Source organism: Streptomyces rapamycinicus NRRL 5491, from assembly GCF_024298965.1.
GTDB classification, from domain to species: domain Bacteria; phylum Actinomycetota; class Actinomycetes; order Streptomycetales; family Streptomycetaceae; genus Streptomyces; species Streptomyces rapamycinicus.
On record NZ_CP085193.1, the window covers coordinates 11,332,243 to 11,355,576 of the forward strand.

A 23,334-nucleotide genomic window follows, 5' to 3' on the forward strand; every position below is an offset into this window, starting at 1 on the left:
CATCCGACGCTCCGTCAAAATCGTTCACCGGAAAGGACTCGTCCATGCGCAAGCTGGTCTCCTTCGACTGCTACCGCACGCTCATCAACTTCGACACCCGCACCGCCACCCACGAGATCGTCAAGGACCGGCTCGCCGAGCTCGGCGTCGACCCCGATCGGTTCCACCACGACGCGTATGTGATGCGCTTCCAGGGCGTCCTGGACGAGTACCTGCCCTACCGGGAAGTCGTCCGGCGCACCCTGCGCAACGTCATGACGCTGCACGGCCTGGTGTACCGGGACGAGGACGGCGAGGCGCTCATCGAGGCCATCAAGAAGTTCATCCCGTTCCGCGAGGTCCCCGACGCGCTGCGCCGCCTCAAGGGCGGGTACGACATCGCGATCCTCTCCAACAGCGAGGACGACCTGATCACTTACGCCGTCGAGGCACTGGGCGTGGACTTCGACTACGTGCTCACCGCCGAGCAGGCCGGTGCCTACAAGCCGCTGCCGCAGGCCTTCGAGTACCTCATGACGGCCACCGGCCGCGGCCCCGAGGACATCATCCACACCGCCCAGGGCTGGGAGTACGACATCATGCCGACCAAGCGGTATCCGGGCATGCGGCGGATCTGGGTGAACCGCTACGGCTTCCCGGGCTCGGCGGCCTTCCAGCCGTACGAGGAGATCAAGGACTTGTCCGAGCTGCCCCCGCTGCTCGGCGTCTGACCCTCGCCCCTCGCCTCCCGCCCCTCGCCCCCGGCCCCACCGCCACCCACCCCACCGCTCTTCGCCGCGAAGGGAACCCATGACCGCCACCACGGCCGGCCGGCCGGCACCGGTCAATGGCCGCGTCGCCCACTGGTTCGCCGAACTCCCCACCCCCCGTCCGGCGTTGCCCGGCGATCGCGACGCGGATGTGTGCGTCGTCGGCGCCGGACTGACCGGGCTGTGGACCGCGTACTACCTCAAACAAGCCGACCCCGGTCTCCGGATCACCGTCCTGGAGGCCGAGTTCGCCGGATTCGGCGCCTCGGGCCGTAACGGCGGCTGGGCCTCCGGGCTGATCCCCGGTGCCCGCGACCGGATGGCCAGGGCCTACGGCAGGCCCGCGGTCCTGGACTGGCAGCGGGCCATGAACGAGGCGGTGGACGAGGTGATCGACGCGGCCGCCCGCGAGGGCATCGACGCGGGCATCGTCAAGGGCGGCACCCTGCGCGTCGCCCGCACCCCCGCCCAGGCCACCCGGCTGCGCCACAAGGTCGAACAGGACCATGAGTGGGGGGTGGCCGACTCGGTGCTGCTCACCCCCGCCGAATCCGCGGCGCGCATCCGTATCGACGGGGTCACCGCCGCCGCCTTCACCCCGCACTGCGCCCGGCTGCAGCCCGCCACCCTGGTCCGCGGCCTCGCCGACACCGTCGAGCGGCTCGGTGTCACCATCCATGAGAAGTCCCCGGTCACCGCCATCGAACCGGGCCGTGCGATCACCGCGCACGGCACCGTACGGGCCCCCGTGGTGCTCCGGGCCACCGAGGGGTTCACCGCGTCCCTCAAGGGGCTGCGGCGCGCCTGGCTGCCCATGAACAGCTCCATGATCGTCACCGAGCCGCTGCCCGCCCGGATCTGGCGGGAGATCGGCTGGGAGGGCCGGGAGACCCTCGGGGACACCGCCCACGGCCATATGTACGCCCAGCGCACCGGCGACGACCGGATCGCGATCGGCGGGCGCGGGGTGCCCTATCGCTTCGGCTCGCGCACCGACCACGAGGGGAGGGTCGGCGAGCGCACGATCGGCCAGCTCACCCGGACCCTGGAGCGGATGCTGCCGCAGACGGCCGGGGCCCGGGTGGACCACGCCTGGTGCGGGGTGCTGGCCGTGCCCCGCGACTGGTCCGCCACCGTCGGCCTGGACCGGGCCACCGGGCTCGGCTGGGCCGGTGGGTACGTCGGCCACGGAGTCACCTCCACCAACCTGGCCGCCCGCACCCTCACCGATCTGGTCCTGGCCCGCGACACCCGGCTCACCCGGCTGCCGTGGACCGGCCACGCCCCGGGCACCTGGGAGCCCGAGCCGTTCCGCTGGCTGGGGGTGCGCGGCCTGTACACCGCCTACCGCCTCGCCGACCGCCACGAGGCGGGCGGACGTGTCCGTACCTCACCCATCGCCACCGTCGCCGACCTCATCGCACGCCGTCCGTGAGCCCGGGTGCCGCCGCGTCCGGGCCCGGTCCGACGGCCCTGGGCGCGGCGGCCCGGCTCTGCGATGATGAGCGGTATCCGGAGGGAGTCCGTCCAGATGCCGTTGCTCACGGTTGCCGACGTCCTGCGTCTTCCCGTCATCGTCGCGGGACTTCCCCGTGTGATGGCCGGTGAGGACCAGCTGGCCCGTGCGGTCCGCTGGGTGCACGTCACCGAGCTGCTCGACCCCGCCTCGTTCCTCGAAGGCGGTGAGCTGGTGTTGACCACCGGCATGCCCCAGCCCAACGACCCCAGCCGGTTGCGCGGCTATGTGGACCAGCTGGCCGACATCGGTGCCGCGGGGCTCGTGGTGGAGCTCGGCCGCCGCTACCAGCAGGCGCCACCGGACCTGGTGGCCGCCTGCCGCGCCCGGGACCTGCCGCTGATCGTCCTGTCCCGTGGCATCCGCTTCATCGAGGTGACCCAGCACGTCCACGCGCTGATCCTCGACGCACAGGGCGAGCTGCTGCGCCGCTCCCAGCAGGTGCATGAGATCTTCACCGGGCTGACGCTGCGCAACGCCGAACCGAAGGAGCTGGTACGCGCCGCCGCCGATCTGATGGGCCGCCCGGTGGTCCTGGAGAACCTGCTGCACCACGCGGTGTTCTCCGGTACGGCGGGCGGCACGGCCGGCCAGGTCCTGGAGGCGTGGCAGCGCCGTTCCCGCGCCACGCCGACCCCCGACACCACGCAGGCCAGCGGCCCGGAGGGCTGGCTGGTGGCCCCCGTCGAGCACAACGGCCGCCGCTGGGGGCGGCTGGTGGCGGTGCCGAACGCGGCCGCCCCCGCGGCCGACCCGGAACACACCATGATCCTGGGACGGGCCGCCACCGCCCTCACCCTCGCCCGGCTGACCGGCCACACCCAGTGGGACCGCCAGGCCCACACCTGCGCCCTGCTGGAGCTGCTGCGCTGGAGCTACCGCGGCCGCACCGAGGCACGCATCCGCATCGAGGCCCTCGGCATACCGGTCGTCGGCCACCGCCTGATCGCCCTGGCCATCGGCCACCACGGCGCCACCGCCGACGAGACGGGCCTGGACGACCGGCTCGCCGACGCCCTTCAGGGTTCCGGCATCCGGGCCCTGGTGGGACGGGTCTCCCCGGACCGGACCGGGGTGCTGCTCGCCCTGGCCCGGGCCAGCGCCTGGCAGCCGGTGGTGGAGCGGGTCAGCCGGCTCACCGAGGAGACACTGGGCGCGCCCGCGGTGGTGGCGGTCGGACCGGGGGTGACCGAGATCGACCAGGTGGCGAGGGTGTTCCGGGAGGCCGAGGAGGTGGCGGACGCCATCGGCCCCACCACCCCGCACCGGCCGTTCCACGTGCCCTCCGACGTCGGACTGCCCGAGCTGCTGTACGCGCTCCGCGACGACATCCGTGTGCAGAGGTACGTCGAGCACCAGCTGGGCAGGCTGATCGAGTACGACGAGCGCCACGCGGGCGATCTGCTGACCACGCTGCGCCACTACCTCGCCGCGGGCAACAAGTCCATCGCCGCCAAACAGATCGGCCTGTCCCGCCAGGCGTTCTACCAGCGGCTGCACACCATCGAACGGCTCCTCGGCCGCGACCTGGAGTCCGGTGTGCAGCGCACCCAGCTCCATGTCGCCGTCACCGCCCTGGACACGCTGACGGCGTCCGGCGCGGGAGGATGGGGCGCATGACATCCGAGACCGGCTATCTGCTGGACAACCGGCAGCGCGAGGCCGGCCGGCGCTTCGACGCGCTGGCCGAGCTCTTCGACCCCTGGACCCTGGACCACCTCGACCAGCTCGGCCTGGCCGCCGGATGGCGCTGCTGGGAGGTGGGAGCGGGCGGGCCCTCGGTGCCCACCGCCCTCGCCGGGCGGGTCGGGCCCACCGGACAGGTGCTGGTGACCGACATCGACACCTCCTGGCTGACGCGGCTGTCCGGCCCGGCCACCGGACCGGTCGAGGTGCGCCGCCACGACGTGGCCCGCGACGAGCCGCCGGGCGACGGTTTCGACCTCGTCCACGTCCGGCTGGTGCTGGTGCATCTGCCCGACCGGGCCGAGGCGCTGCGGCGGATGGCCGGGGCGGTGCGGCCGGGCGGATGGCTGGTCGTGGAGGACGCCGACCCGGCGCTCCAGCCGCTGGCCTGCCCCGATGAGCGCGGCCCGGCCGAGGAGCTGGCCAACCGGATCCGCCGCGGATTCCGCGCACTGCTCGCCGAGCGCGGGGTGGACCTCGCCTTCGGCCGCACCCTGCCCGCCCTGCTGCGCGGCGCCGGGCTGCACGACGTACGTGCCGAGGGCTGCTTCCCGCTGACCTCCCCGGCCTGCCGGGAGCTGGAGGCGGCCACCGTGCGTCAGCTGCGCGGACGGCTGGTGGCGGGCGGCCTGGCCACCGAGCAGGAGATCGAGCGCCACTTGGACCAGCTGCGCGGCGAGGGCATGGACGTCACCACCGCCCCGCTCATCACCTGCTGGGGCCGGCGCCCGCACTGAGAGCCTGTGTCATATCCCGGCCGTGGATATGACACAGGCTCTGAGCGCCGAACGCCCCGGGAATCCGCGCTCAGTCGAGCAGACCGAGTTGGCTCGCCGCCCGGATCGCCAGCCAGACCTCGGCGAACGCGCCGGTGGTGGACAGATCGCGGCCGGTCAGCTCGCTGAAGCGGCGCAGCCGGTAGGCGAGCGTATTGGGGTGCACATGGAGCGCCGCGGCCGCCTCGTCCGTACGGCGGTCGCGCTCCATCCAGGTGCGCACCGACGTCAGCAGCCGTGAGCCGTGGCCGGTGTCGTAGCGCAGCGCCTCGCCCAGCACATGCTCGACCAGATCGGTGAGCGCGGCCGGGTCGTCGGGCAGCCAGCGGCCGGTGACATCGTCGCCGTACCGCACGAGGGCACGGCCGGACGCGACGGCGTGGGACGCCGCCCACAACGCCTCGCGCTGGGCGATCCGCAGCGGGGAGCCGGGGCTGAACGGGCGGCTCATCCCGGCGGCCACACCCGGCAGGGACTCGACCGCCTCGCCCAGGCCGGGCGAGCCGAGCAGATAGCGGTCCTCGCCGCGCTTGAGCAGCAGACACGGCTGATCCTCCAGCGCCCGCAGTACGACATCCTCGGTGACGCCCCTGACCACCGCCAGCACGGTCTCGCCCTCGATGGAGTGGCGCAGCAGATGGCGGCGCGCCACCGCGGGTTCGAGGGCCCCTTGCAGCAGCTCGGCGAGGATCTCCGCGCCCTCGCGGCGCAGCGTCTCCCGCTCGGTGCGGACCATGGCGAGCTGGAGGGCGGCCACCGTGGCGATGTGCTGCACCACGGCGAGCCCCGCCGGGCGCGCGCCCTCCCGTTCGAAGGCGATGAGGAAACCCGCCGGGCCACCGGGGGAGGGGACCGGGAGGGCGAAGCCACCGGGGATGGTCGGCGGGGCGTCCGCCGAGCCGGGGATCACCGACGCGTCGGGCGCGGGCACCCCCGGCAGCAGCGGCCGGCCCTGGGTGGTGCACAGATAGATGTCGTAGCCGGACAGCTTCTCCAGCCGGCCGAACAGCGTCGCGGTGTCCAGGTTCTCCGAGGTCAGCCAGCGCAGCGCGCCGAACACCTGCAGCTGGGCGCCCAGCCGGTGGCGGGCGTCCTCCTGGACGGCGGCGGCCACCTCCTGCGCCACCGCCATGAACGGCACGGCCAGCGGGATCTCCAGGACCGGTATCCCCCGCTCCTCGGCGGCGTCGAAGAACGCCCGGCGCAGCGGGGGCATCCGCAGCTGGGCGGAGACCGCCAGGGCGGCCACCCCGGCGTCGTCCAGCCGCTCCAGATAGGCGCGCTGCCCGGCCGCCGAGCGGGGCATCGCTATCCCCGTCGTCATGATCATCTCGGAGCCGAGCAGCCAGGGCGTGGGGTCGTCCAGCTCGCTCACATGCGCCCAGGACACAGAGCGGTGCAGCCCCGCGCCACCCGCGATCAACCGCAGCTGCAGGGCCGGATACGACAGCAGATCGTCGACCGTCACACCCTGCTCTTTGTTGTTCACCACAAATTGAGCCTAACTCTTTGTCTCAGCAACGATTGTCGCGCGGTTCCTCCGCTGTGCAGACTCGCTCGACCGGACCCCACCGGCGCACGTCAAGAAGGGACCGCAACACCATGACCGAACCCCGAGGGCCCGTCGACTCCTCCCGGGTCCCGCGCTTCGCCGGCCCGGCCACCTTCGCCAGGCTGCCCCGCCTCGACGAGGTCGCGGGGGCCGACGTGGCGGTGGTGGGCGTCCCGTTCGACGGCGGTGTCTCCTACCGCCCCGGCGCCCGTTTCGGGCCCGCCGCGGTCCGCGAGGCCAGCCGGCTGCTGCGCCCCTACCACCCGGGCCTGGACGTGTCCCCGTTCGCCACCCAGCAGGTGGCCGACGCCGGTGACATCGCCGTCAACCCCTTCGACATCGGCGAGGCCATCGAGACCATCCAGGACGCCGCGGGCAGCCTCCAGGCCGAAGGCACCCGCCTGGTCACCATCGGCGGCGACCACACCATCGCGCTTCCGCTGCTGCGCGCCGCCGCGACGAGGCACGGCCCGGTCGCGGTGCTCCACTTCGACGCCCACCTGGACACCTGGGACACCTACTTCGGCGCCGAGCACACCCATGGCACCCCGTTCCGCCGGGCCGTGGAGGAGGGCATCGTCGACACCTCCGCCCTCTCGCACGTCGGCACCCGAGGCCCGCTGTACGGCAAGCAGGACCTCACCGAGGACGAGAAGCTGGGCTTCGGCATCGTCACCTCCGCCGATGTCTACCGGCGCGGCGCCGACGAGGTGGCCGACCAGCTGCGCCAGCGCATCGGCGACCGGCCGCTGTACATCTCCATCGACATCGACTGCCTCGACCCGGCCCACGCCCCCGGCACCGGCACCCCCGAGGCGGGCGGCCTGACCTCCCGCGAGCTCCTGGAGATCCTGCGCGGACTGGCCGGATGCCGTCTGATCGGCGCCGATGTGGTGGAGGTCGCGCCCGCCTACGACCACGCCGAGATCACCTCGGTCGCGGCCTCCCACGTCGCCTACGACCTGATCAGCCTGCTCGCACTCCAAGGGAAGCGGGAGACGACGGATGAGTGAATCCCCGGCACTGACCGAGGTCGAGAGCTACGGGGTCGAGCGCATCCCCGACGCGGACCGCAGCGCGACCCCCTTCGACCTGTTCCGCGTCGCGTTCGGCGGCGCCAACACCTTCGCCACCTGTGTGCTCGGCGCCTTTCCGATCCTCTTCGGGCTCTCCTTCTGGCAGGGCCTGGCGGCCACCCTGCTCGGCGTCGTGGGCGGCTCCCTGATCCTCGCCCCGCTCGCCGTGTTCGGCCCGTGCAACGGCACCAACAACGCCGTCTCCTCCTCGGCGCACCTGGGGGTGCACGGGCGGATCGTCGGCTCGTTCCTGTCGCTGCTCACCGCCATCGCGTTCTTCTCCATCTCGGTGTGGTCCTCCGGAGACGCACTGGTCGGAGGCGCCCACCGGCTGATGGACGTGCCGCAGAACGACGGGACGTTCGCCCTCGCCTACGGCGTCTTCGGGGCGCTGGTGCTGACGGTGTGCGTGTACGGCTTCCGGTTCATGCTCTTCGTCAACAAGATCGCGGTGGTGGCGGCCTCGACGCTGTTCGTCCTCGGCTTCTTCGCCTTCGTGGGGGACTTCGACCCCGGCTACCAGGGGGTCTTCCCCTCGGCTTCCACGGCCGGGTTCTGGCCCGCGTTCATCGGCTCGGCGCTGATCGTGCTGTCCAACCCGGTGTCCTTCGGCGCCTTCCTCGGCGACTGGGCGCGCTACATCCCCGCCGACACCTCGCGCCGCAAGGTCGTCACGGCGGCGTTCGCCTCGCAGATCGCCACCATCCTGCCGTTCTTCTTCGGTCTGGCCACCGCCTCGATCATCGCCAAGAAGGCCGCGCCGTACATGGACGCCGGGGCGCCGAACTACGTCGGCGGGCTGCTGGCCATCTCGCCCGGCTGGTACTTCCTGCCGGTGTGCCTGCTCGCGCTCATCGGCGGCCTGTCCACCGGCACCACCTCGCTCTACGGCACCGGCCTGGACTTCTCCAGCGTGTTCACCCGGTTCAGCCGGGTGCAGGCCACGCTGTTCGTCGGGGTCCTCTCGATCGGTTTCATCTTCCTGGGCCGGTTCGCCGCCAATCTGTCCCAGTCCATCTCCACCTTCGCCACGCTGATCATCACCTGCACCGCCCCCTGGATGATCATCATGGTGCTCGGCTATGTGACCCGGCGCGGCTGGTACGACCCCGATTCGCTCCAGGTGTTCAACCGGCGCCAGCGCGGCGGCCGTTACTGGTTCCACCACGGCTGGAACTGGCGTGGCATGTCCGCCTGGCTGACCGCGGCGGTGCTCGCCCTGCTCTTCGTCAACGTCCCCGGCCAGTTCGTCGGGCCGCTCGGCGATCTGGCCGACGGCGCGGACATCTCGCTGCCGGTGGGCCTCGCCACCGCCTCGCTCCTCTATCTGGCGCTGCTGTGGCTCTTCCCCGAGCCGCGCGAGGTGTACGGGCCCGAGGGGCCGCGGCTGGTCCGCGCCTCGGACGCGCCCGTACCGCCGATCACCACGGAGGCCGGCGCGCCCGTGCCCGCGGTGGCGGAAGGGGCGTGAGGCCACCGTGCGCCTCATCGACCTCTCCGTACCCGTAGCCACGGGGATGCCCGTCTACCCCGGCGATCCGCGGGTGGCCATCGCCCCCGCGCTGAGCGTCGCCGCCGACGGGGTGAACGTGCTGCACCTGGACATGGGGTCGCAGTCCGGCACCCATGTCGACGCCCCGTTCCACATCGACGACGCGCTGCCCACCCTCGACCGGCTGCCCCTGGAGCGCTTCTGGGGCCGCGCGGTGGTGGTGGACGCCCGTGGCGCGGAGCCCCGGACACCGCTCGGGCCGTCCCTGTTCGAGGGCCGGCTGCGGGCCGGGGCCATCGTGCTGGTGGCCACCGGCTGGTCGAGGTACTGGGGGCACGACGACTACCTCGCCCATCCGTATCTCACCCCGGAGGCCGCCGAACTCCTCGTGGACGCCGGGATCCGCACCGTCGGCATCGACGCGCTGAGCGTCGACGCCACCCCCGCCGACGACCTCCCCGCCCACCGGATCCTGTGCGGCGCCCACGCCGTCATCGCCGAGAACCTCACCGGTCTCGGCCCCCTGCTCGACGCGCAGACGGCGGGAGAGCCCATCGAGGTCTCCCTGCTGCCGCTGCGGCTCCCCGCCGCCGACGGCGCCCCGGTACGGGCCGTGGCCCGCGTCGGCTGAACCACCCACGCAAGGAGCACCACCCCATGCACGACGAGGTTCTGCGGGCCGCCGACGCCCTGGTGGCGGCGTTCGGCGAAGGCCGCCTCGACGACTACTTCGCGGCGTTCGCGCCCGACGCCACATTCGTCTTCCACACCGCCTCCGGACGTCTCGGCTCCACCGCGGACTACCGGGCCCTGTGGGACCGCTGGGTCGCGGAGGACGACTTCCGCGTCGTCTCCTGCGCCTCCACCGACCGGCTGGTCCAACTCCTCGGCGACAGCGCGGTGTTCACCCACCTGGTGCAGACCACGGTGCGCACCACGGCCGGTACGGAGACCACCCACGAGCGCGAGACCATCGTCTTCCGCCGTCAGACCCACGGCCACTGGCTGGCCGTGCACGAACACCTCTCGGCAGCGCCCGGCACGACGACGGCCCCGGCCACGACGACGGCCCCGGCCACGACGACGGCCCAGCCCCCGGCCACGTCCACGATCACGGAAACGGAACGATGAGCGAGCTTCTCGTACTGCGCAACCACATCGACGGCGAGTACGCCGACGCGGCCGACGGCCGCCGCCTGGAGGTCACCGACCCCGTCACCGGCGAGGTGTACGCCACCTCGCCCCGGTCCGGCGCCGCCGACGTCGACGCCGCGATGGCCGCCGCCGCGGCGGCCTTCCCCGCCTGGCGCGACGCCACCCCGTCCATCCGGCAGAAGCTGCTGCTGAGGATCGCGGACGCGGTCGAGGCGCGGGCGGAGGAGATCGCGGACGCCGAGTGCCGCAACACCGGAAAGCCGCGCGCCCTCACCCTCACCGAGGAGATCGCCCCGATCGTCGACCAGATCCGGTTCTTCGCCGGAGCCGCGCGTCTGCTGGAGGGCCGGTCGGCGGGCGAGTACATGGAGGGCCTGACTTCGATCGTCCGGCGGGAGCCGATCGGGGTGTGCGCCCAGGTGGCGCCCTGGAACTACCCGCTGATGATGGGCGTGTGGAAGTTCGCCCCGGCCCTCGCCGCGGGCAACACGGTCGTCCTCAAGCCGTCGGACACCACCCCCGCATCCACCGTGCTGCTCGCGGGCGTCATCGGCGACATCCTCCAGGAACTGGGCCTTCCGGCCGGCATCTTCAACGTGGTGTGCGGCGACCGCGAGACCGGCCGGCTGATGGTCGAGCACCCCACCCCGGCGATGGCGGCCATCACCGGCTCGGTGCGCGCGGGCACGCAGGTCGCCGCGTCGGCGGCGAAGGACATCAAGCGGGTCCACCTCGAACTGGGCGGCAAGGCCCCCGCGGTGGTCTTCGAGGACGCCGACATCGCGGCGGCCGTCGAGGGCATCTCCCTCGCCGGATTCTTCAACGCGGGCCAGGACTGCACCGCGGCCACGCGCGTCCTCGTCCACGAGTCCGTCCACGACGCGTTCGTGAGCGCGCTCGCCAAGGCCGCCGCCGCTACCGGGACGGGCGGTGGCATCGACGACGAGGACGTGCTGTACGGGCCGTTGAACAACGCCGGCCAGCTGGCCCAGGTCACCGGCTTCATCGACCGGCTGCCCGCGCACGCCACCGTTGAGACGGGTGGCCACCGGGTCGGCGACAAGGGCTTCTTCTACGCGCCCACCGTGGTCTCCGGGCTCGAGCAGGACGACGAGATCATCCAGAACGAGGTCTTCGGCCCGGTCATCACCGTGCAGTCCTTCCGGGACGAGGCCGAGGCCGTCGCGTACGCCAACGGCGTGGAGTACGCGCTGGCCTCGTCGGTGTGGACCAAGGACCACGCCCGCGCGATGCGGATGTCCAAGGCCCTGGACTTCGGCTGCGTCTGGATCAACACCCATATGATCCTCGCCGCCGAGATGCCGCACGGCGGCTACAAGAAGTCCGGCTACGGCAAGGACCTCTCCGCGTACGGCTTCGAGGACTACACCCGCGTCAAGCACGTCATGACGGCCCTCTGAAGCAACCGTCGCCACTCCGGTGTGTCAGCACCGCGCCGCCGACCCGGCGCGGTGCCGACACACCCGGTGCCGTACGTGCGTAGCCTGGTGCGCCATGAGCGAGATGACACTGCGCCGGGCCCAAGTCTCCGACCACGGGACGATCGTCGAATGCGTGCGGGAGTGGTGGGGCGACTCACGCACCCCCGGCCAGGCGCGTGAGCTTTCCATGCTGCTGCCCAGGCTGTTCCTGCAGTTCTTCGCCGGCACCAGCCTGGTGCTGGAGGACCGCGACGGCGTCAAGGCGTTCCTCGTGGGCTTCCACGCCGCGGACAACGACCACGAGGCGTACATCCACTTCGTCGGGGTGGCGCCCGAACTGCGCGGGCAGGGCGTGGGGCGCAGGCTCTACACGGCGTTCTTCCGGCGCGCCGCCGAGGCGGGCCGCCGTGAGGTGCACGCCATCACCTCGCCGCTGAACACCGGGTCCGTGGCCTTCCACCGGGCCATGGGGTTCATGCTGGAGGAGGGCGACCGTGAGGTCAACGGCCTTCCCGTGCACGGCGATTACGACGGACCCGGGCAGCACCGGGTGTGCTTCCGCCGGCAGATCGCCGTTCGTCCCTGACCGCGGACGAGAGGGCTTGACGGTGGGGGTGCGCTGCTCTACACCAGTATGGGAGCGCTCCCATGGCTCCCGTGACGTGTTCCACGGCCAGGGCGTCCGCACCCGTTCCTCGGGCGCCCACGCAACGAACCTCATGGACCGCCGAAAGGAAAGCGCATGGCACGCACCAGGCATCCGCTCGCCGCCCTGATTCCCTTACTCGCGTTCCTCGCCGTTCTCGTCCCGCTCGGCGCCGGGACGGCCCACGCCGAGTCCAACGGCGGGGTGAAGGTCATGCCGCTGGGCGACTCGATCACCGACGGGTTCAACGTCCCGGGCGGTTACCGCGTCGGCCTGTGGCAGAAGCTCACGGCGGGCCGTTACAAAGTCGACTTCGTCGGCTCGCTCTTCAACGGCCCGTCCGGCCTCGGCGATCACGACCACGAGGGCCACTCCGGCTGGACGATCCAGCAGATCGACGACAACGTCGTGAACTGGCTGCGCACCCAGAACCCGCATACGATCCTGCTGCACATCGGGACCAACGACATCTACGGCAGCAACCCCGCCGGGGCGCCGGCCAGGCTCTCCACCCTGATCGACCACATCACCGCCCAGGCGCCGGACGCGGAGCTCTTCGTCGCCACCATCACCCCGCTGGGCTTCATGGACTCCACCGTACGCGCGTACAACGCGGCGATCCCCGGCATCGTGCAGAGCAAGGTCAACGCGGGCAAGCACGTCCATCTGGTTGACATGTACAGCGCATTGACGCCCGCGGACCTGGCCGACGGAGTGCATCCCAACGCCGGTGGCTACGACAAGATGGCCGACGTCTGGTGGCGGGCGCTGCGGTCGGTGCCGGGCAGCATCGGCAACCCCACGTTCGCCACCACCGGGTCCGGGGCGCGTGGCAACGGGTCGGCCGCACGGGCGGCATGAACCGCCCCTTCACCGTCACAGCCCAGGAAGGACCGTCCATGAACCACACCCCCGCCTCCGCGGAAACCACGCACACGCCCGGGCGACGCCCAAGGGCCCCGAGGTCGATGGCCGCGGCGTTACTCGGCGGCGTACTGCCGCTGCTCGCCGCACTGTTCCTGCTGGCGCCGCCACCCGCCGCGGCCGCCTCGCTCACCGAGGTCACCGGCTTCGGCAACAACCCGAGCAACCTCCGCATGCACGAGTACGTGCCGGACAACGTCGCGGCACGGCCCGCCGTCCTCGTGGCGGTGCACTACTGCACCGGCTCGGGGCCCGCGTTCTACTCCGGTACCGAGTTCGCCTCCCTGGCCGACCGGTACGGCTTCATCGTCATCTACCCCTCCGCCACCAGAAGCGGCGCCTGCTTCGACGTCTCCTCCTCGCAGGCGCTGCGGCACGACGGCGGCAGCGACCCGGTGGGCATCGTCTCGATGGTCCGCTACGCCCAGCAGCGCCACAACGCCGACCCCAACCGGGTGTACGTCACCGGCGCCTCGTCGGGCGCCATGATGACCAACGTCCTGCTGGGCGACTACCCGGATGTGTTCAAGGCGGGCGCGGCGTTCGCGGGCGTGCCCTTCGGCTGTTTCGCCACCACGGACGGATCCGGCTGGAACACCGCCTGCGCCAACGGCACCATCACCAGGACACCGCAGGCGTGGGGCGATCTCGCACGCGGGGCCTACCCCGGATACCAGGGCGCCAGGCCGAGGATGCAGCTGTGGCACGGCACCGCCGACGGCACCCTGCGCTATCCGAACTTCGGCGAGGAGATCAAGCAGTGGACCAATGTGCTCGGCGTGAGCCAGACCCCCGCCGTCACCGACCATCCGCAGTCCTCCTGGACCCGCACCCGCTACGGCGCCACGGGCAACCAGGCCCCCGTTGAGGCGATCAGCGTTCAGGGCACCGGACACTCCCTCCCGACCGCCGGAATGGCCGCACGGGCCATCACCTTCTTCGGCCTGGACGCCGGATGACCCGCTGACGGGCCGAGAACACGAAGATCGAGCCGACCCGGTGAACCGGCCGACACGATGTTGAGAAAGGCGCCTCGGGGCCGCCGAAACCGGCCCCCTGGCGGCCTTCCACGGCTACCTGGGCGGCCGGTGCCCACGGCCGCGGACAGCTCCTCCGCCGCCCGGCCCCCGCCCCCGCCGACGCCCGCCCACGCCCTTGCCACATACCCTCTGAGCTGGTCTTTCTCCGGACCCGTGGCTAGGCCACCTCGCCCTCCGAGCTGACCGAGGTCGAGCTGCGCCGTATGCGCGACGAGCCGCCCGGCTCCCCGCTCTTCGGGGAGCCGTTCCTGTGGGCGGCCCTCTTCCGCCGTCCGACGGGGGCGGGGAGCACCGCGGCCTGAGGTGCCGCTTACGGTCAGCGTGCCGGAGCGGGGCCCGACACCGACACATCGGCCGAGGCGTCCCCGAGGCCGGCGTTCCACCGCTGGTCGTCGCGGTCCTCGGCCGAGCGCAGCCCAACCTCGCTGTCGGCGTCGTCGCCGTCCGGGGTGACCGCGAAGTCGGGTGCGATATGAGGGCGGATCACCCCGTCGCGGTCGACCGCGAACCGCAGGTTCTCGCCGTTGTCGCCGTCGGCGGACGAGCACGGCCAGATGCCGACACCCCGGTCGGTGTCACCGCGCGAGTCCAGACAGAAGTCGGGGTCGGCCTCGGTGTGCAGCAGCCCCTCCGAGTCCAGCCGCCACCGTTGGGTGTCGCTGCCGCTGCACCGGGCCAGGACCGCGTCCGTGCGCTTCTCCAACCGCTGGTCGCGGATGTCCAGACAGAGCCCGGACGCGGCGTTGATCACCGCCGAGAAGCTGTCGTCCGGAATCGGGGCGGAGGGCGCGGGGGCGGTGCCCGGGGGAGTGGTGGCGGGAGCGGTTGTCGGCGGTTCGGTCATGCCACCGGGGTTCGGTGGGCGCTGTGGCCTCTTCGTCGGAGCAGGCGAATCCGTCGTCGGGTCCGACGAAGGACCCGCCGGAGTGGCCGTGGGAGCAGGGGTGTTCGCGCGACCGGCCGGGGCCATGTCATCCCCGTCGGACACCAGGAGGGCGACGGTGAGGGCCACCGCCGCCACGACCGCCACCGCGACCAGCGCGGCCGTCGCGGGCGGCCGGGAGCCCGTCCGGGCCCGTCGGCGCCAGCCTCCCGTGGACCCACCGTCCATCGGCGCATTCACCGCGACTCCGACGGCACCGGTGGGCCCCACCGGCGGATACGGCGGCGGGGGAGCGGCGGCCAGGGGAGGCTCCGGCCGCGGCGGCTCCGCGGGCGACGGCGCCGCCGATCCCATCGAGGGCACACCGCCGACCGGTTCCGCCGTGACGTAGGCCGTTCCGCGCCACCCCAGGAGCCCATCGGCGATCACGGGCCGGGGATCCTCGTCCATCCGCATCAGGTCGCCGTACACCCCGGCGCACGAGAGACAGCCGGACAGGTGGCGGTCCAGGTCGTCGCAGCGCCGGGGGTTCTCCGGCCGTACCGCCGCCTCGATGAGGCCCCGGAACCCCCGACACGTCTGCTCGCCGCCACGCTCCAGATGGGTCCGCAGCCACGCCTCGCGCAGCGCGCCCTGAGCCGTTTCCCGGAGCGTGGGGACGGTGTGCGGCGCCACGCCCGCGAAGGTGGCCACCACCGTATCGGGCTCCTCCTCCACCACGCTGTACCACAGGACATCGCGGGTGCGTGCCGAGAGGGTGAGGAAGCCGCCGAGCATGGGCGAACGCTCCCTCGGCCCCGGGAGTCCGGCCGCACCGCCCGCGGCGGTACCGGAGTGGCCGAGCCACTCGGCGAACGCGGGATCCAGCCGCTCCTCCCGGCTGCCCTCCGCCCAGGTGGCGGCCACCCGCTGGACGAACAGCAGCAGATGGTGGCGCCACGGCCCCCAGGGATCGATACCCCGGCAGGTCTCCTGCGCGGCGAGGCCGAAGGAGAGGTCGGCGAGCTGGTCGGCGTCCGCCCGGGTCCTGCCGCAGAGCCGGGCGTAGGACAGCACCGCCGAAAGGTGGCGCTCCCTCAGTTCCTGGGTGGCGGGGAGGGCGGTGGGCGCTCCGGAGCGGATCCGTTCGGTGAGCTCGGTGTCGGACAGTTGGGCGTACGACCGCTGCCCGGTGGTGGCATCGGGTTCGGTTCCGTGCGGGTCGGTCACCCTCACCACTCCTCGCGTCACCGGCAGTGAGACGGGTGCCCATAGTGGTGGAGGGCGCGGGCGCGGGTAAAGGTATCCGCCAGTAACTCCCCTGAGGCGACAATTCTTTACCGGTCGGTTGGCTACTGGCCGGTTGGCTACTGGCCGGTTGGCTACCGACCGGTGGTGAAGCGTCCGGCGAGTTCGCGTTTGAGCACCTTGCCGCTGGGGCCCAGGGGGAAGGCGTCGATGAACTCCACCCGGCGCGGGTACTTGTGCCCGGCGAGCCGCTCCCTGGCCCACGCCACGATCCCGGAGCCGAGCGCCGCGTCCGGAACCGTCCCGGTGCGTGGCCGCACCACGGCGCACACCTCCTCGCCGTACACCTCGTCGGGCAGTCCGATGACGGCCACCTGGGCGATGGCCGGGTGGCGCATCAGCACGTCCTCCACCTCGCGCGGGTAGACGTTGTAGCCGCCGCGCACCACCAGGTCCTTCTTGCGGTCCACGAGGGTGAGATAGCCCTCCGCGTCCTTGGTGCCGAGGTCGCCCGAGCGGAACCACCCGTCGACCAGCACCTCGGCGGTGGCCTCCGGGCGGTTGAGGTAACCGGCCATCACATTGTGGCCACGGATGACGATCTCACCGACCGCGCCCGTCGGCAGCAACTCGACGCGGTCCTCCACATCGGCCGCGGCGATCTCCGCCTCGACGCCCCAGATCGGGCGCCCCACCGTCCCCGGTTTACACGGCCACGCCTTCTGGTTGTAGGCGACCACCGGTGACGCCTCGGTCAGCCCGTACCCCTCGTAGATCGGGCAGCCGAAGACCTCCTGGAAGTCCTCGAGCACCTTCACCGGAAGCGCCGAGCCCCCGGAGAAGGCGCGGTCGAGGGCCGGGCGGCGGGGGTCCTCGGCGGCGGCGTCGAGCAGGGCCAGATACATGGTGGGCACGCCCATGAAGACGGTGCACCCCTCGGTGACCATCAGGTCCAGCGCCCGGGGGCCGTCGAACCGGCTCATCAGCACCATCGTGCCGCCCGCCAGGAAGGTGGTGCTCATCCCGCAGGTCTGCCCGAAGGTGTGGAACAGGGGCAGACAGCCGAGCAGCACATCGTCGGGGCCGAGGTCGAACGGCGAGCGCATCGTGGTGCTCACGTTCATCACCAGGTTGAACTGGGTGATCATCGCGCCCTTGGGATGGCCGGTGGTGCCCGAGGTGTACAGGACCACGGCGAGGTCGCCCGGTTCGCGCGGAACACACCGCTCGATGGGCTCGGCGCCTTCGGCGAGGGCGTCCAGCCGCGGCCGGCCGCCGTCGTGCTCCGCCAGCACGGTGACCACCGGAACCCCGGCCACCTCCGCGCCCTTGGCGCCCTCGGTGAGCATCGGCGCCCCGCACACCAGCACCTTCGACTCCGAGTCGCGGAGCACATGGACGATCTCATCGGCCCGCAGCAGACCGTGTACCGGCACGGCCACGGCGCCGAGCGCCAGCACCCCGTAGTACACCATCGGGAAGTGCGGGGTGTTCGGCAGCAGCAGCGCAACCCGGTCGCCGGGGCCGATGCCCTGGTCGCGCAATACGGCGGCGTACCGCCGGGTGGCGTCCCACAGCTCGCGGTAGGTGATGCGCCGCGAGCCGAAGACGAGCGCGGGGTGGTCCGGGCGCCGCAGTGCGGACTCGGCGAGCACCGCCGCCGCGGTGAGCGTCACGCCTCGGCCCGCTCGGCGGCCAGCCGTTGCTTGTCCGGCTTGCCCGCGCCGGTCAGCGGAAGGTCGTCATGGAAGGTGATGGCGGCCGGCACATGCTTGGGCGAGAGCTCACCGGAGACATGGCCGAGCAGCGAGGTGAAGTCGGCGGCACCACCGGGCCGGAGCACCACGGCGGCGTGGATGTGCTCCACCCGGTCCCCGTCCGCCACTCCGTACACCGCGGCCTGGGCCACATCGGGGTGGGTCAGCAGCGCGTTCTCGACGGCGGTGGGATGGACCTTGATCCCGTTGGTCTTCATCACCTCGCCCACCCGGCCGTGCAGCCGTACGTAGCCGCGCTCGTCGAGGGAGCCGAGGTCGCCGGTGTACACCCAGCCGTCGCGTACGGTCTCCGCGGTCAGCTCCGGCTCGCGCCAGTAGCCGAGCATGTTGAACGGCGACCGTACGCAGATCTCGCCGATCTCGCCCACCGGCAGATCGCGCTGGTCCTCCAGGTCGCGGATGCGCACCTCCGCGGTCAGCCGGCCGGCGGTGAACCGCAGTTCGGGGTCGAAGTGGTCCGGCGGTGCGAGCACGCTGATCCCGCTGGTCTCGGTGGTGCCGTAGAACTGGAGCAGCACCGGGCCGAACACCTCGACCGCCTCGGCCAGCCGGGCCGGGGCGGCGGGGCAGCCGCCGTAGGAGATGATCTGGATGCTCGACAGATCGGTGTCCTTGATGGCCGGGTGGTCCACCAGCATGTACAGCTGCGGAGGGGTGAGGGTGAGCGCGGACACCCGGTGGCGCTCCACCGCGTCGAGCACCGCGCTCGCGTCGAAGCCCTCGTGCAGCACCACCGTGCCACCGGAGGCGAGCGCGAGGTCGGCGCCCGAGCCGTTGGAGTGGCTAACCGGCAGCGTGGACAGATAGGTGATCGGGCCGGGCGCCTCGAGTCCCGCGCGCAGATAGAGAGTTCGGACGCGGAAGGGGAGTGTCACACCCTTCGGGGTGCCGCTGGTGCCACTGGTGAACAGGACCACGGCCGGGCGCTCGGGGTCGGTCTCCACGACCTTCAGATCGAAGGCGTCCGCGTCGCCCGTGGTCAGGTCCAGCACATCGGGGCCGAGGGGGCCCAGCGCGGCGAGCCGGGGCGGCTTCGGCAGCCGCTCGCACAGCTCCCGGGCCAGGCTCAGGTTCTCCTCGTCCACGGCGAGGAACGTGGCGCCCGTCTTCTTCAGGATCTCGTGCCGTTCGCGGGTGGCCAGCTGATCGGTGGGGTCCACCGCGTTGGTGGAGTGCAGATGAACCACCGTGGCACCGATGAGGTTCGCCGCATAGCGCAGAATGATGGTGGCCGGGGTGTTGGCGACCGTCAGCACGGCCACGACCGGAATTTCTTCCTCCGCTGTCTGGCGGCGCAGCAATTCCGCCGCCGCGACCACGGTGCGGGTGAACTCACCGGCGGTGAACCGCTCATCGTCGCGGAGCAGGGCAACCCGCTCCGAATCGGCTGATAGAGCCTCGAGGACCCGTCGGACGTAATTGTCGGTCGGAGACATCGAAACTCCAGTTCGCCGTGTGCCGATGAGTTCAAGGTGCCGTTTCCCGCTGAAGGATGACACCCGGCCCCCGGCATGGCAACCTTCTTCCAACCACCCGTCAGTTTCCTGCCGTGAAACCGGGTCGGTGTGCGGAGGTTGCCTTTCGGTATACCGATTGACGGCCGACCGCATGTAGATTGGCGGCGGCGGGGGGTCGTTACGGCTCATCCCGCTTTCTGCGCGATCCCCAAGTAGCCTAAAAGCGAAGTGAGCGGACGTGACGACCCAATATCTGGACCTGTTTTCGCGCCTCACCGAAGGTTCTGACGGTGGAAAGCGGGAGTTCCTGGAGATCGGACGGCTCGCCGGTCAGTTCCCCGTCGCCAGCGTCATCGGCGTCGAGGACACCTCCCGGATCAGCGTCTGGTGCAGCAACGACTACCTCGGCATGGGCCAGCACCCCGCCGTCCTGGAGGCCATGAAGGAAGCCGTCGACGAGTACGGGGCGGGCGCCGGCGGCTCGCGCAACATCGGCGGCACCAACCACTACCACGTCGCTCTGGAGAAGGAGCTCAGCGCGCTCCACGGCAAGGACGACGCGCTGCTGTTCACCTCCGGCTACACCGCCAACGACGGGGCGCTGTCCGTCATCGCGGGCCGCATGGAGGGGTGCGTCGTCTTCTCCGACGCGCTGAACCACGCCTCCATCATCGACGGCCTGCGCCACAGCGGCGCCCAGAAGCGGATCTTCCGGCACAACGACACCGCGCATCTGGAGGAACTGCTCGCGGCCGCCGACCCCGACGCGCCGAAGCTGATCGTCAGCGAGTCGGTCTACTCGATGAACGGCGACATCGCGCCACTCGCGGAGATCGCCGACATCGCCGACCGCCATGGTGCCATGACCTTCCTCGACGAGGTGCACGCGGTGGGCATGTACGGCCCGCAGGGCGCGGGCATCGCGGCGCGCGAGGGGCTGGCCGACCGGTTCACCGTCATCATGGGCACGCTGGCCAAGGGTTTTGGCACCAACGGCGGATACATCGTGGGCCCGGCGGAGGTGATCGAGGCGGTGCGGATGTTCTCCCGCTCCTTCATCTTCACCACCGCGATGCCGCCCGCCGTGGCGGCCGCGGCCCTCGCCGCCGTCCGTCATCTGCGCTCCTCGGAGGCCGAAAGGGAGCGGTTGTGGGCAAACGCACAGTCGATGCACCGGCTGCTGAAGGAGCGCCGGATCCCGTTCATCTCCGACCTCACCCACATCGTGTCCGTGCTGGTGCGGAACGAGGCCCTGTGCAAGCGGATGTCCACGGCCCTGCTGGACCGGCACGGCATCTATGTGCAGGCGATCAACGCGCCCAGCGTACGGGCCGGTGAGGAGATCCTCCGGGTGGCACCCGGAGCCGTGCATTCCACCTCCGAGGTCGAGATGTTCGTCAAGGCTCTTGACCAGGTCTGGGAGGAGCTCGGCGGCCCCCGCGAGGACGCCGAAATACGGTTGCGCAATGAGACCCACCGGGGTTAGGCAAAGGTGGCGCAAGGCATGTGGATCTTGCTTGACACGCCTTGGCGGCGAGAGGTTTGATGAGCCCACGCGAACAGCTGGGTGATTCTTGAGACCCGCTAGCGGAACGGGGATCTCGGGGGAGCAGTTCATGGGGTGCCGCGGCGATGTGGCACGCTTTGGCCCGGCGCGAACGGGCGGAAACGGGGGTTTCGGGGTGACGCTTGCGTATGTCCTCGACGGTGGTATGAACGATCAGCCGGGAGCCGGCGCAGAGCTGTATGAACTCTTTCCGAGTGTGCAGCACACCTATCAACGAATCGCCGAGTGGACGGGTATCGACGTCCAGCGGATATTCGAAGAAGAACGGCAACCCGGACAGGAGCACCGACAAGGGATCGGTGCCATTCGTCAGGCCGCTGCTGTATTAGGAATTGCGGATGTCCTCGCCGAGGAATACGGCATAACACCGGTCGCCGTATGCGGACTGAGTTTCGGCGCACTGGTCGGCGCCACTCTCGCCGGAGCCGTCGAGCGTCAGGATCTCTTCACCCTTCTGATGCGATTGCGGGAAGTACCCCCGCCGGCCGCGGACAACGGCCCACAGGCCGTCGCCATGCTGCGCATCCCCTACGACACCGACGCCGACGAACTGCTCGCCGATGGCGCCGATGTGTATCTCTCCGCCGACCTCGGGAGGGTCGGCACGGGGCAGGAGCGCATGGTGCTGCTGGGCGGCTACCGTTCCGCGCTCCAGGAGTTCGGCACGGGGTTCCCGGCCGGCGCGCTGCATGTGTCCGACGACCACGGCGCGGCCTTCCACTCGCCGCTCCAGCAGCACATCAGCGACCACCTCGAGCCCACGCTGAAGGCCATGACCTTCCATGACCCACGAGTGCCCGTGCACTCGTGCATGGAGCGCAAGGCCCTCACCACCGCCGAGGAGATCCGCGACCTCTTCCGCCGCAACCCCACCGCCCCCGTGAGCGTCCCGCACATGATCGGCGGACTGGAGGACGGCGGCACCGAACTGGGTCTGGTGCTCGGCCCCGCCGCGTTCGGCACCTTCCAGAACGCGTCGTTCCCCGTGGTCCACGTGGAATCCCCGGACCATGTCTTCGAGGCGATGACCGCGGTCTACGACTTCGGCATCGAACTCCCTTCCACGGAAGCCGGGGTGACCCAGTGAAGGACGTGACCGAGCAGATCGACCAGTGGCTGTCGCAGGACATCGACGCCTGGACCCGCCGGGTCGTCCGCCGCCACTTCGACCCGGACACCGGCACCCCGTACTGGCTCAAGCGCGCGGCCGAACTAGCCATCGACCCACGGGACATCACCCGCCACGACGAGCTGTCGGCGTTCGGCCCGATGCCGCTGGGCGACCTGCGCACCCTGGACCCCACCGAGCTCGTGCCCCAGGCCGTGCCCCGGCCCCTGACCGGCCGGATCTGGGACTCCGGAGGCACCACCGGCAACCCCTGCCGCGTGTTCTACACCGAGCCGATGCTCCAGCACCGCGCCGCGTGGCGCCGCTGGGTGATCGAGCGTGAGGGATTCGAGCCGGGCCGCACCTGGCTCCAGGCCACCCCCACCGGGCCGCACCTCATCGGACAGGGCGCCGTGGATCTGGCCGACCTGTACGACGGCCGGGTGTACGGCATCGACTTCGACCCCCGCTGGGTCAAGCGGCTGCTCCGCGACGGCAGGCTCAAGGACGCACAGGAGTACACGGCCCACATCACCGAGCAGATCGCCGCGGTCCTGGAGCACCAGCCGGTCGACTACCTCGTCACCACACCGGCCCTGCTGCAGGCCCTGATCAAGGCCAGGCCCGAACTGGTGGCGCGGCTCAAGGGCGTACGGCTCAGCGGGACACACGCCACCCCCGCCATGCGCAGATCCTTCCACAAGGCCCTGGGCGGCGGACTGGTCGTCGTCACCTACGCCAACACCTTCGGGAACACCGTGGGCCTGCCCGCGGAGGACGACGGCGCCCTCATGCCGTACCTGCCGAACTACCCGCAGGTGACCATGGCCGTCGTCGACAAGGACGACTGGTCCAAGGTGGTCGGATACGGCGAACAGGGCCAGGTCCGGCTGACCGTCCTGCACGACGACCTCTTCCTGCCCAATGTGCTCGAGCGCGACCTCGCGGTGCGGTACGACACGGGCCCGGAGTGGCCGTGTGACGGCGTCGCCAACGTCAAGCCACTGCAGGTCGTGCGATCGGCGCCGGAAGGCATCTACTAGGCACCGCCAGACCCACAAGACATCCACGGAGCCCGGGGAACACGGTCCACGAATCAAGGACCACGGGCCACCGGACACGGGACATGAGCGCCCCGCGTGGCATCCGCCACGCGGGAGGTTCCCGCCCGCCCATGTCCCGTCCGTTCCCCGCCCGCTTCGCCATCTCGTTCTCCTGTCCCGCTGTCCTGCCCGGACGCGGCACAGACCTTCGCGTTGC

The 23,334-nt window shown here is 71.3% G+C and carries 19 protein-coding genes and 1 pseudogene; 16 read left to right on the forward strand and 4 right to left on the reverse strand.

The genetic code is table 11. The features are described from left to right. Nucleotides 1-44 precede the first annotated feature (44 nt). From LIV37_RS46840 to LIV37_RS46855, 4 genes are all read left to right on the forward strand, one after another. On the forward strand, nt 45-710 hold the full coding sequence (locus LIV37_RS46840; protein WP_020874096.1) for an HAD-IA family hydrolase: 666 nt from the start codon (nt 45-47) through the stop codon (nt 708-710). A gap of 79 nt (nt 711-789) precedes the next feature. Continuing rightward, nucleotides 790-2,184: an NAD(P)/FAD-dependent oxidoreductase gene (locus LIV37_RS46845; RefSeq protein ID WP_020874097.1), complete on the forward strand. Its 1,395-nt coding sequence runs from the start codon at nt 790-792 to the stop codon at nt 2,182-2,184. 96 nt (nt 2,185-2,280) lie between these two features. After that, on the forward strand, nt 2,281-3,885 hold the full coding sequence (locus tag LIV37_RS46850; protein WP_020874098.1) for a PucR family transcriptional regulator: 1,605 nt from the start codon (nt 2,281-2,283) through the stop codon (nt 3,883-3,885). Beyond that, the gene (locus LIV37_RS46855) at nt 3,882-4,688 is read left to right on the forward strand and encodes a methyltransferase (RefSeq protein ID WP_020874099.1); all 807 of its coding nucleotides are present in this window, start codon (nt 3,882-3,884) and stop codon (nt 4,686-4,688) included. The genes LIV37_RS46850 and LIV37_RS46855 overlap by 4 nt, the downstream gene beginning before the upstream one ends. Nucleotides 4,689-4,758: 70 nt before the next feature. Here LIV37_RS46855 and LIV37_RS46860 read toward each other — a convergent pair whose 3' ends face one another. Further along, nucleotides 4,759-6,219: a PucR family transcriptional regulator gene (locus LIV37_RS46860; RefSeq protein ID WP_020874100.1), complete on the reverse strand. Its 1,461-nt coding sequence runs from the start codon at nt 6,217-6,219 to the stop codon at nt 4,759-4,761. Nucleotides 6,220-6,329: 110 nt separating this feature from the next. Here LIV37_RS46860 and speB point away from each other — a divergent pair, with 110 nt between their 5' ends. The 9 genes and pseudogenes from speB to LIV37_RS46905 form a co-directional block, all read left to right on the forward strand. Continuing rightward, a complete protein-coding gene (speB, locus tag LIV37_RS46865) occupies nt 6,330-7,292 on the forward strand; it encodes an agmatinase (RefSeq protein ID WP_020874101.1) in 963 nt (320 codons plus the stop codon). After that, on the forward strand, nt 7,285-8,826 hold the full coding sequence (locus LIV37_RS46870) for a purine-cytosine permease family protein (protein WP_020874102.1): 1,542 nt from the start codon (nt 7,285-7,287) through the stop codon (nt 8,824-8,826). The genes speB and LIV37_RS46870 overlap by 8 nt, the downstream gene beginning before the upstream one ends. Nucleotides 8,827-8,833: 7 nt before the next feature. Next, the gene (locus LIV37_RS46875; RefSeq protein WP_020874103.1) at nt 8,834-9,478 is read left to right on the forward strand and encodes a cyclase family protein; all 645 of its coding nucleotides are present in this window, start codon (nt 8,834-8,836) and stop codon (nt 9,476-9,478) included. Nucleotides 9,479-9,504: 26 nt separating this feature from the next. Beyond that, nucleotides 9,505-9,978 carry a YybH family protein gene (locus LIV37_RS46880; protein ID WP_020874104.1) on the forward strand — a complete coding sequence of 158 codons (474 nt, stop codon included), beginning with the start codon at nt 9,505-9,507 and terminating at the stop codon, nt 9,976-9,978. Continuing rightward, nucleotides 9,975-11,423 carry a gamma-aminobutyraldehyde dehydrogenase gene (locus tag LIV37_RS46885; RefSeq protein WP_020874105.1) on the forward strand — a complete coding sequence of 483 codons (1,449 nt, stop codon included), beginning with the start codon at nt 9,975-9,977 and terminating at the stop codon, nt 11,421-11,423. The genes LIV37_RS46880 and LIV37_RS46885 overlap by 4 nt, the downstream gene beginning before the upstream one ends. Before the next feature lie 94 nt (nt 11,424-11,517). Continuing rightward, the gene (locus LIV37_RS46890; RefSeq protein ID WP_121826553.1) at nt 11,518-12,030 is read left to right on the forward strand and encodes a GNAT family N-acetyltransferase; all 513 of its coding nucleotides are present in this window, start codon (nt 11,518-11,520) and stop codon (nt 12,028-12,030) included. Nucleotides 12,031-12,186: 156 nt separating this feature from the next. Next, a complete protein-coding gene (locus LIV37_RS46895) occupies nt 12,187-12,951 on the forward strand; it encodes an SGNH/GDSL hydrolase family protein (protein ID WP_020874107.1) in 765 nt (254 codons plus the stop codon). A 107-nt stretch (nt 12,952-13,058) separates the two neighbouring features. Further along, on the forward strand, nt 13,059-13,973 hold the full coding sequence (locus LIV37_RS46900) for an extracellular catalytic domain type 1 short-chain-length polyhydroxyalkanoate depolymerase (protein WP_020874108.1): 915 nt from the start codon (nt 13,059-13,061) through the stop codon (nt 13,971-13,973). 254 nt (nt 13,974-14,227) lie between these two features. Continuing rightward, nucleotides 14,228-14,356 (forward strand): annotated as a pseudogene (locus tag LIV37_RS46905) (SAM-dependent methyltransferase); the annotation flags it as partial. 14 nt (nt 14,357-14,370) lie between these two features. Here LIV37_RS46905 and LIV37_RS46910 read toward each other — a convergent pair. From LIV37_RS46910 to LIV37_RS46920, 3 genes are all read right to left on the reverse strand, one after another. Then, the gene (locus LIV37_RS46910) at nt 14,371-16,146 is read right to left on the reverse strand and encodes an RICIN domain-containing protein (protein ID WP_020874110.1); all 1,776 of its coding nucleotides are present in this window, start codon (nt 16,144-16,146) and stop codon (nt 14,371-14,373) included. A 152-nt stretch (nt 16,147-16,298) separates the two neighbouring features. Further along, nucleotides 16,299-17,840 carry a long-chain-fatty-acid--CoA ligase gene (locus tag LIV37_RS46915; protein ID WP_020874111.1) on the reverse strand — a complete coding sequence of 514 codons (1,542 nt, stop codon included), beginning with the start codon at nt 17,838-17,840 and terminating at the stop codon, nt 16,299-16,301. Next, on the reverse strand, nt 17,837-19,378 hold the full coding sequence (locus tag LIV37_RS46920; RefSeq protein ID WP_020874112.1) for a class I adenylate-forming enzyme family protein: 1,542 nt from the start codon (nt 19,376-19,378) through the stop codon (nt 17,837-17,839). Before LIV37_RS46920 ends, LIV37_RS46915 begins: the two co-directional genes overlap by 4 nt. A 259-nt stretch (nt 19,379-19,637) precedes the next feature. Here LIV37_RS46920 and hemA point away from each other — a divergent pair, with 259 nt between their 5' ends. The 3 genes from hemA to LIV37_RS46935 all read left to right on the forward strand — a co-directional run bounded on the left by hemA (nt 19,638) and on the right by LIV37_RS46935 (nt 23,117). After that, nucleotides 19,638-20,885, forward strand: coding sequence for a 5-aminolevulinate synthase (gene hemA, locus LIV37_RS46925; RefSeq protein WP_020874113.1), 1,248 nt, complete (start codon nt 19,638-19,640; stop codon nt 20,883-20,885). A gap of 277 nt (nt 20,886-21,162) precedes the next feature. Then, on the forward strand, nt 21,163-22,053 hold the full coding sequence (locus tag LIV37_RS46930) for an ACP S-malonyltransferase (protein ID WP_148717924.1): 891 nt from the start codon (nt 21,163-21,165) through the stop codon (nt 22,051-22,053). After that, complete coding sequence (locus LIV37_RS46935) at nt 22,050-23,117, forward strand: acyl-CoA synthetase family protein (RefSeq protein WP_020874115.1); 1,068 nt, start codon at nt 22,050-22,052, stop codon at nt 23,115-23,117. Before LIV37_RS46930 ends, LIV37_RS46935 begins: the two co-directional genes overlap by 4 nt. Nucleotides 23,118-23,334 lie beyond the last annotated feature (217 nt).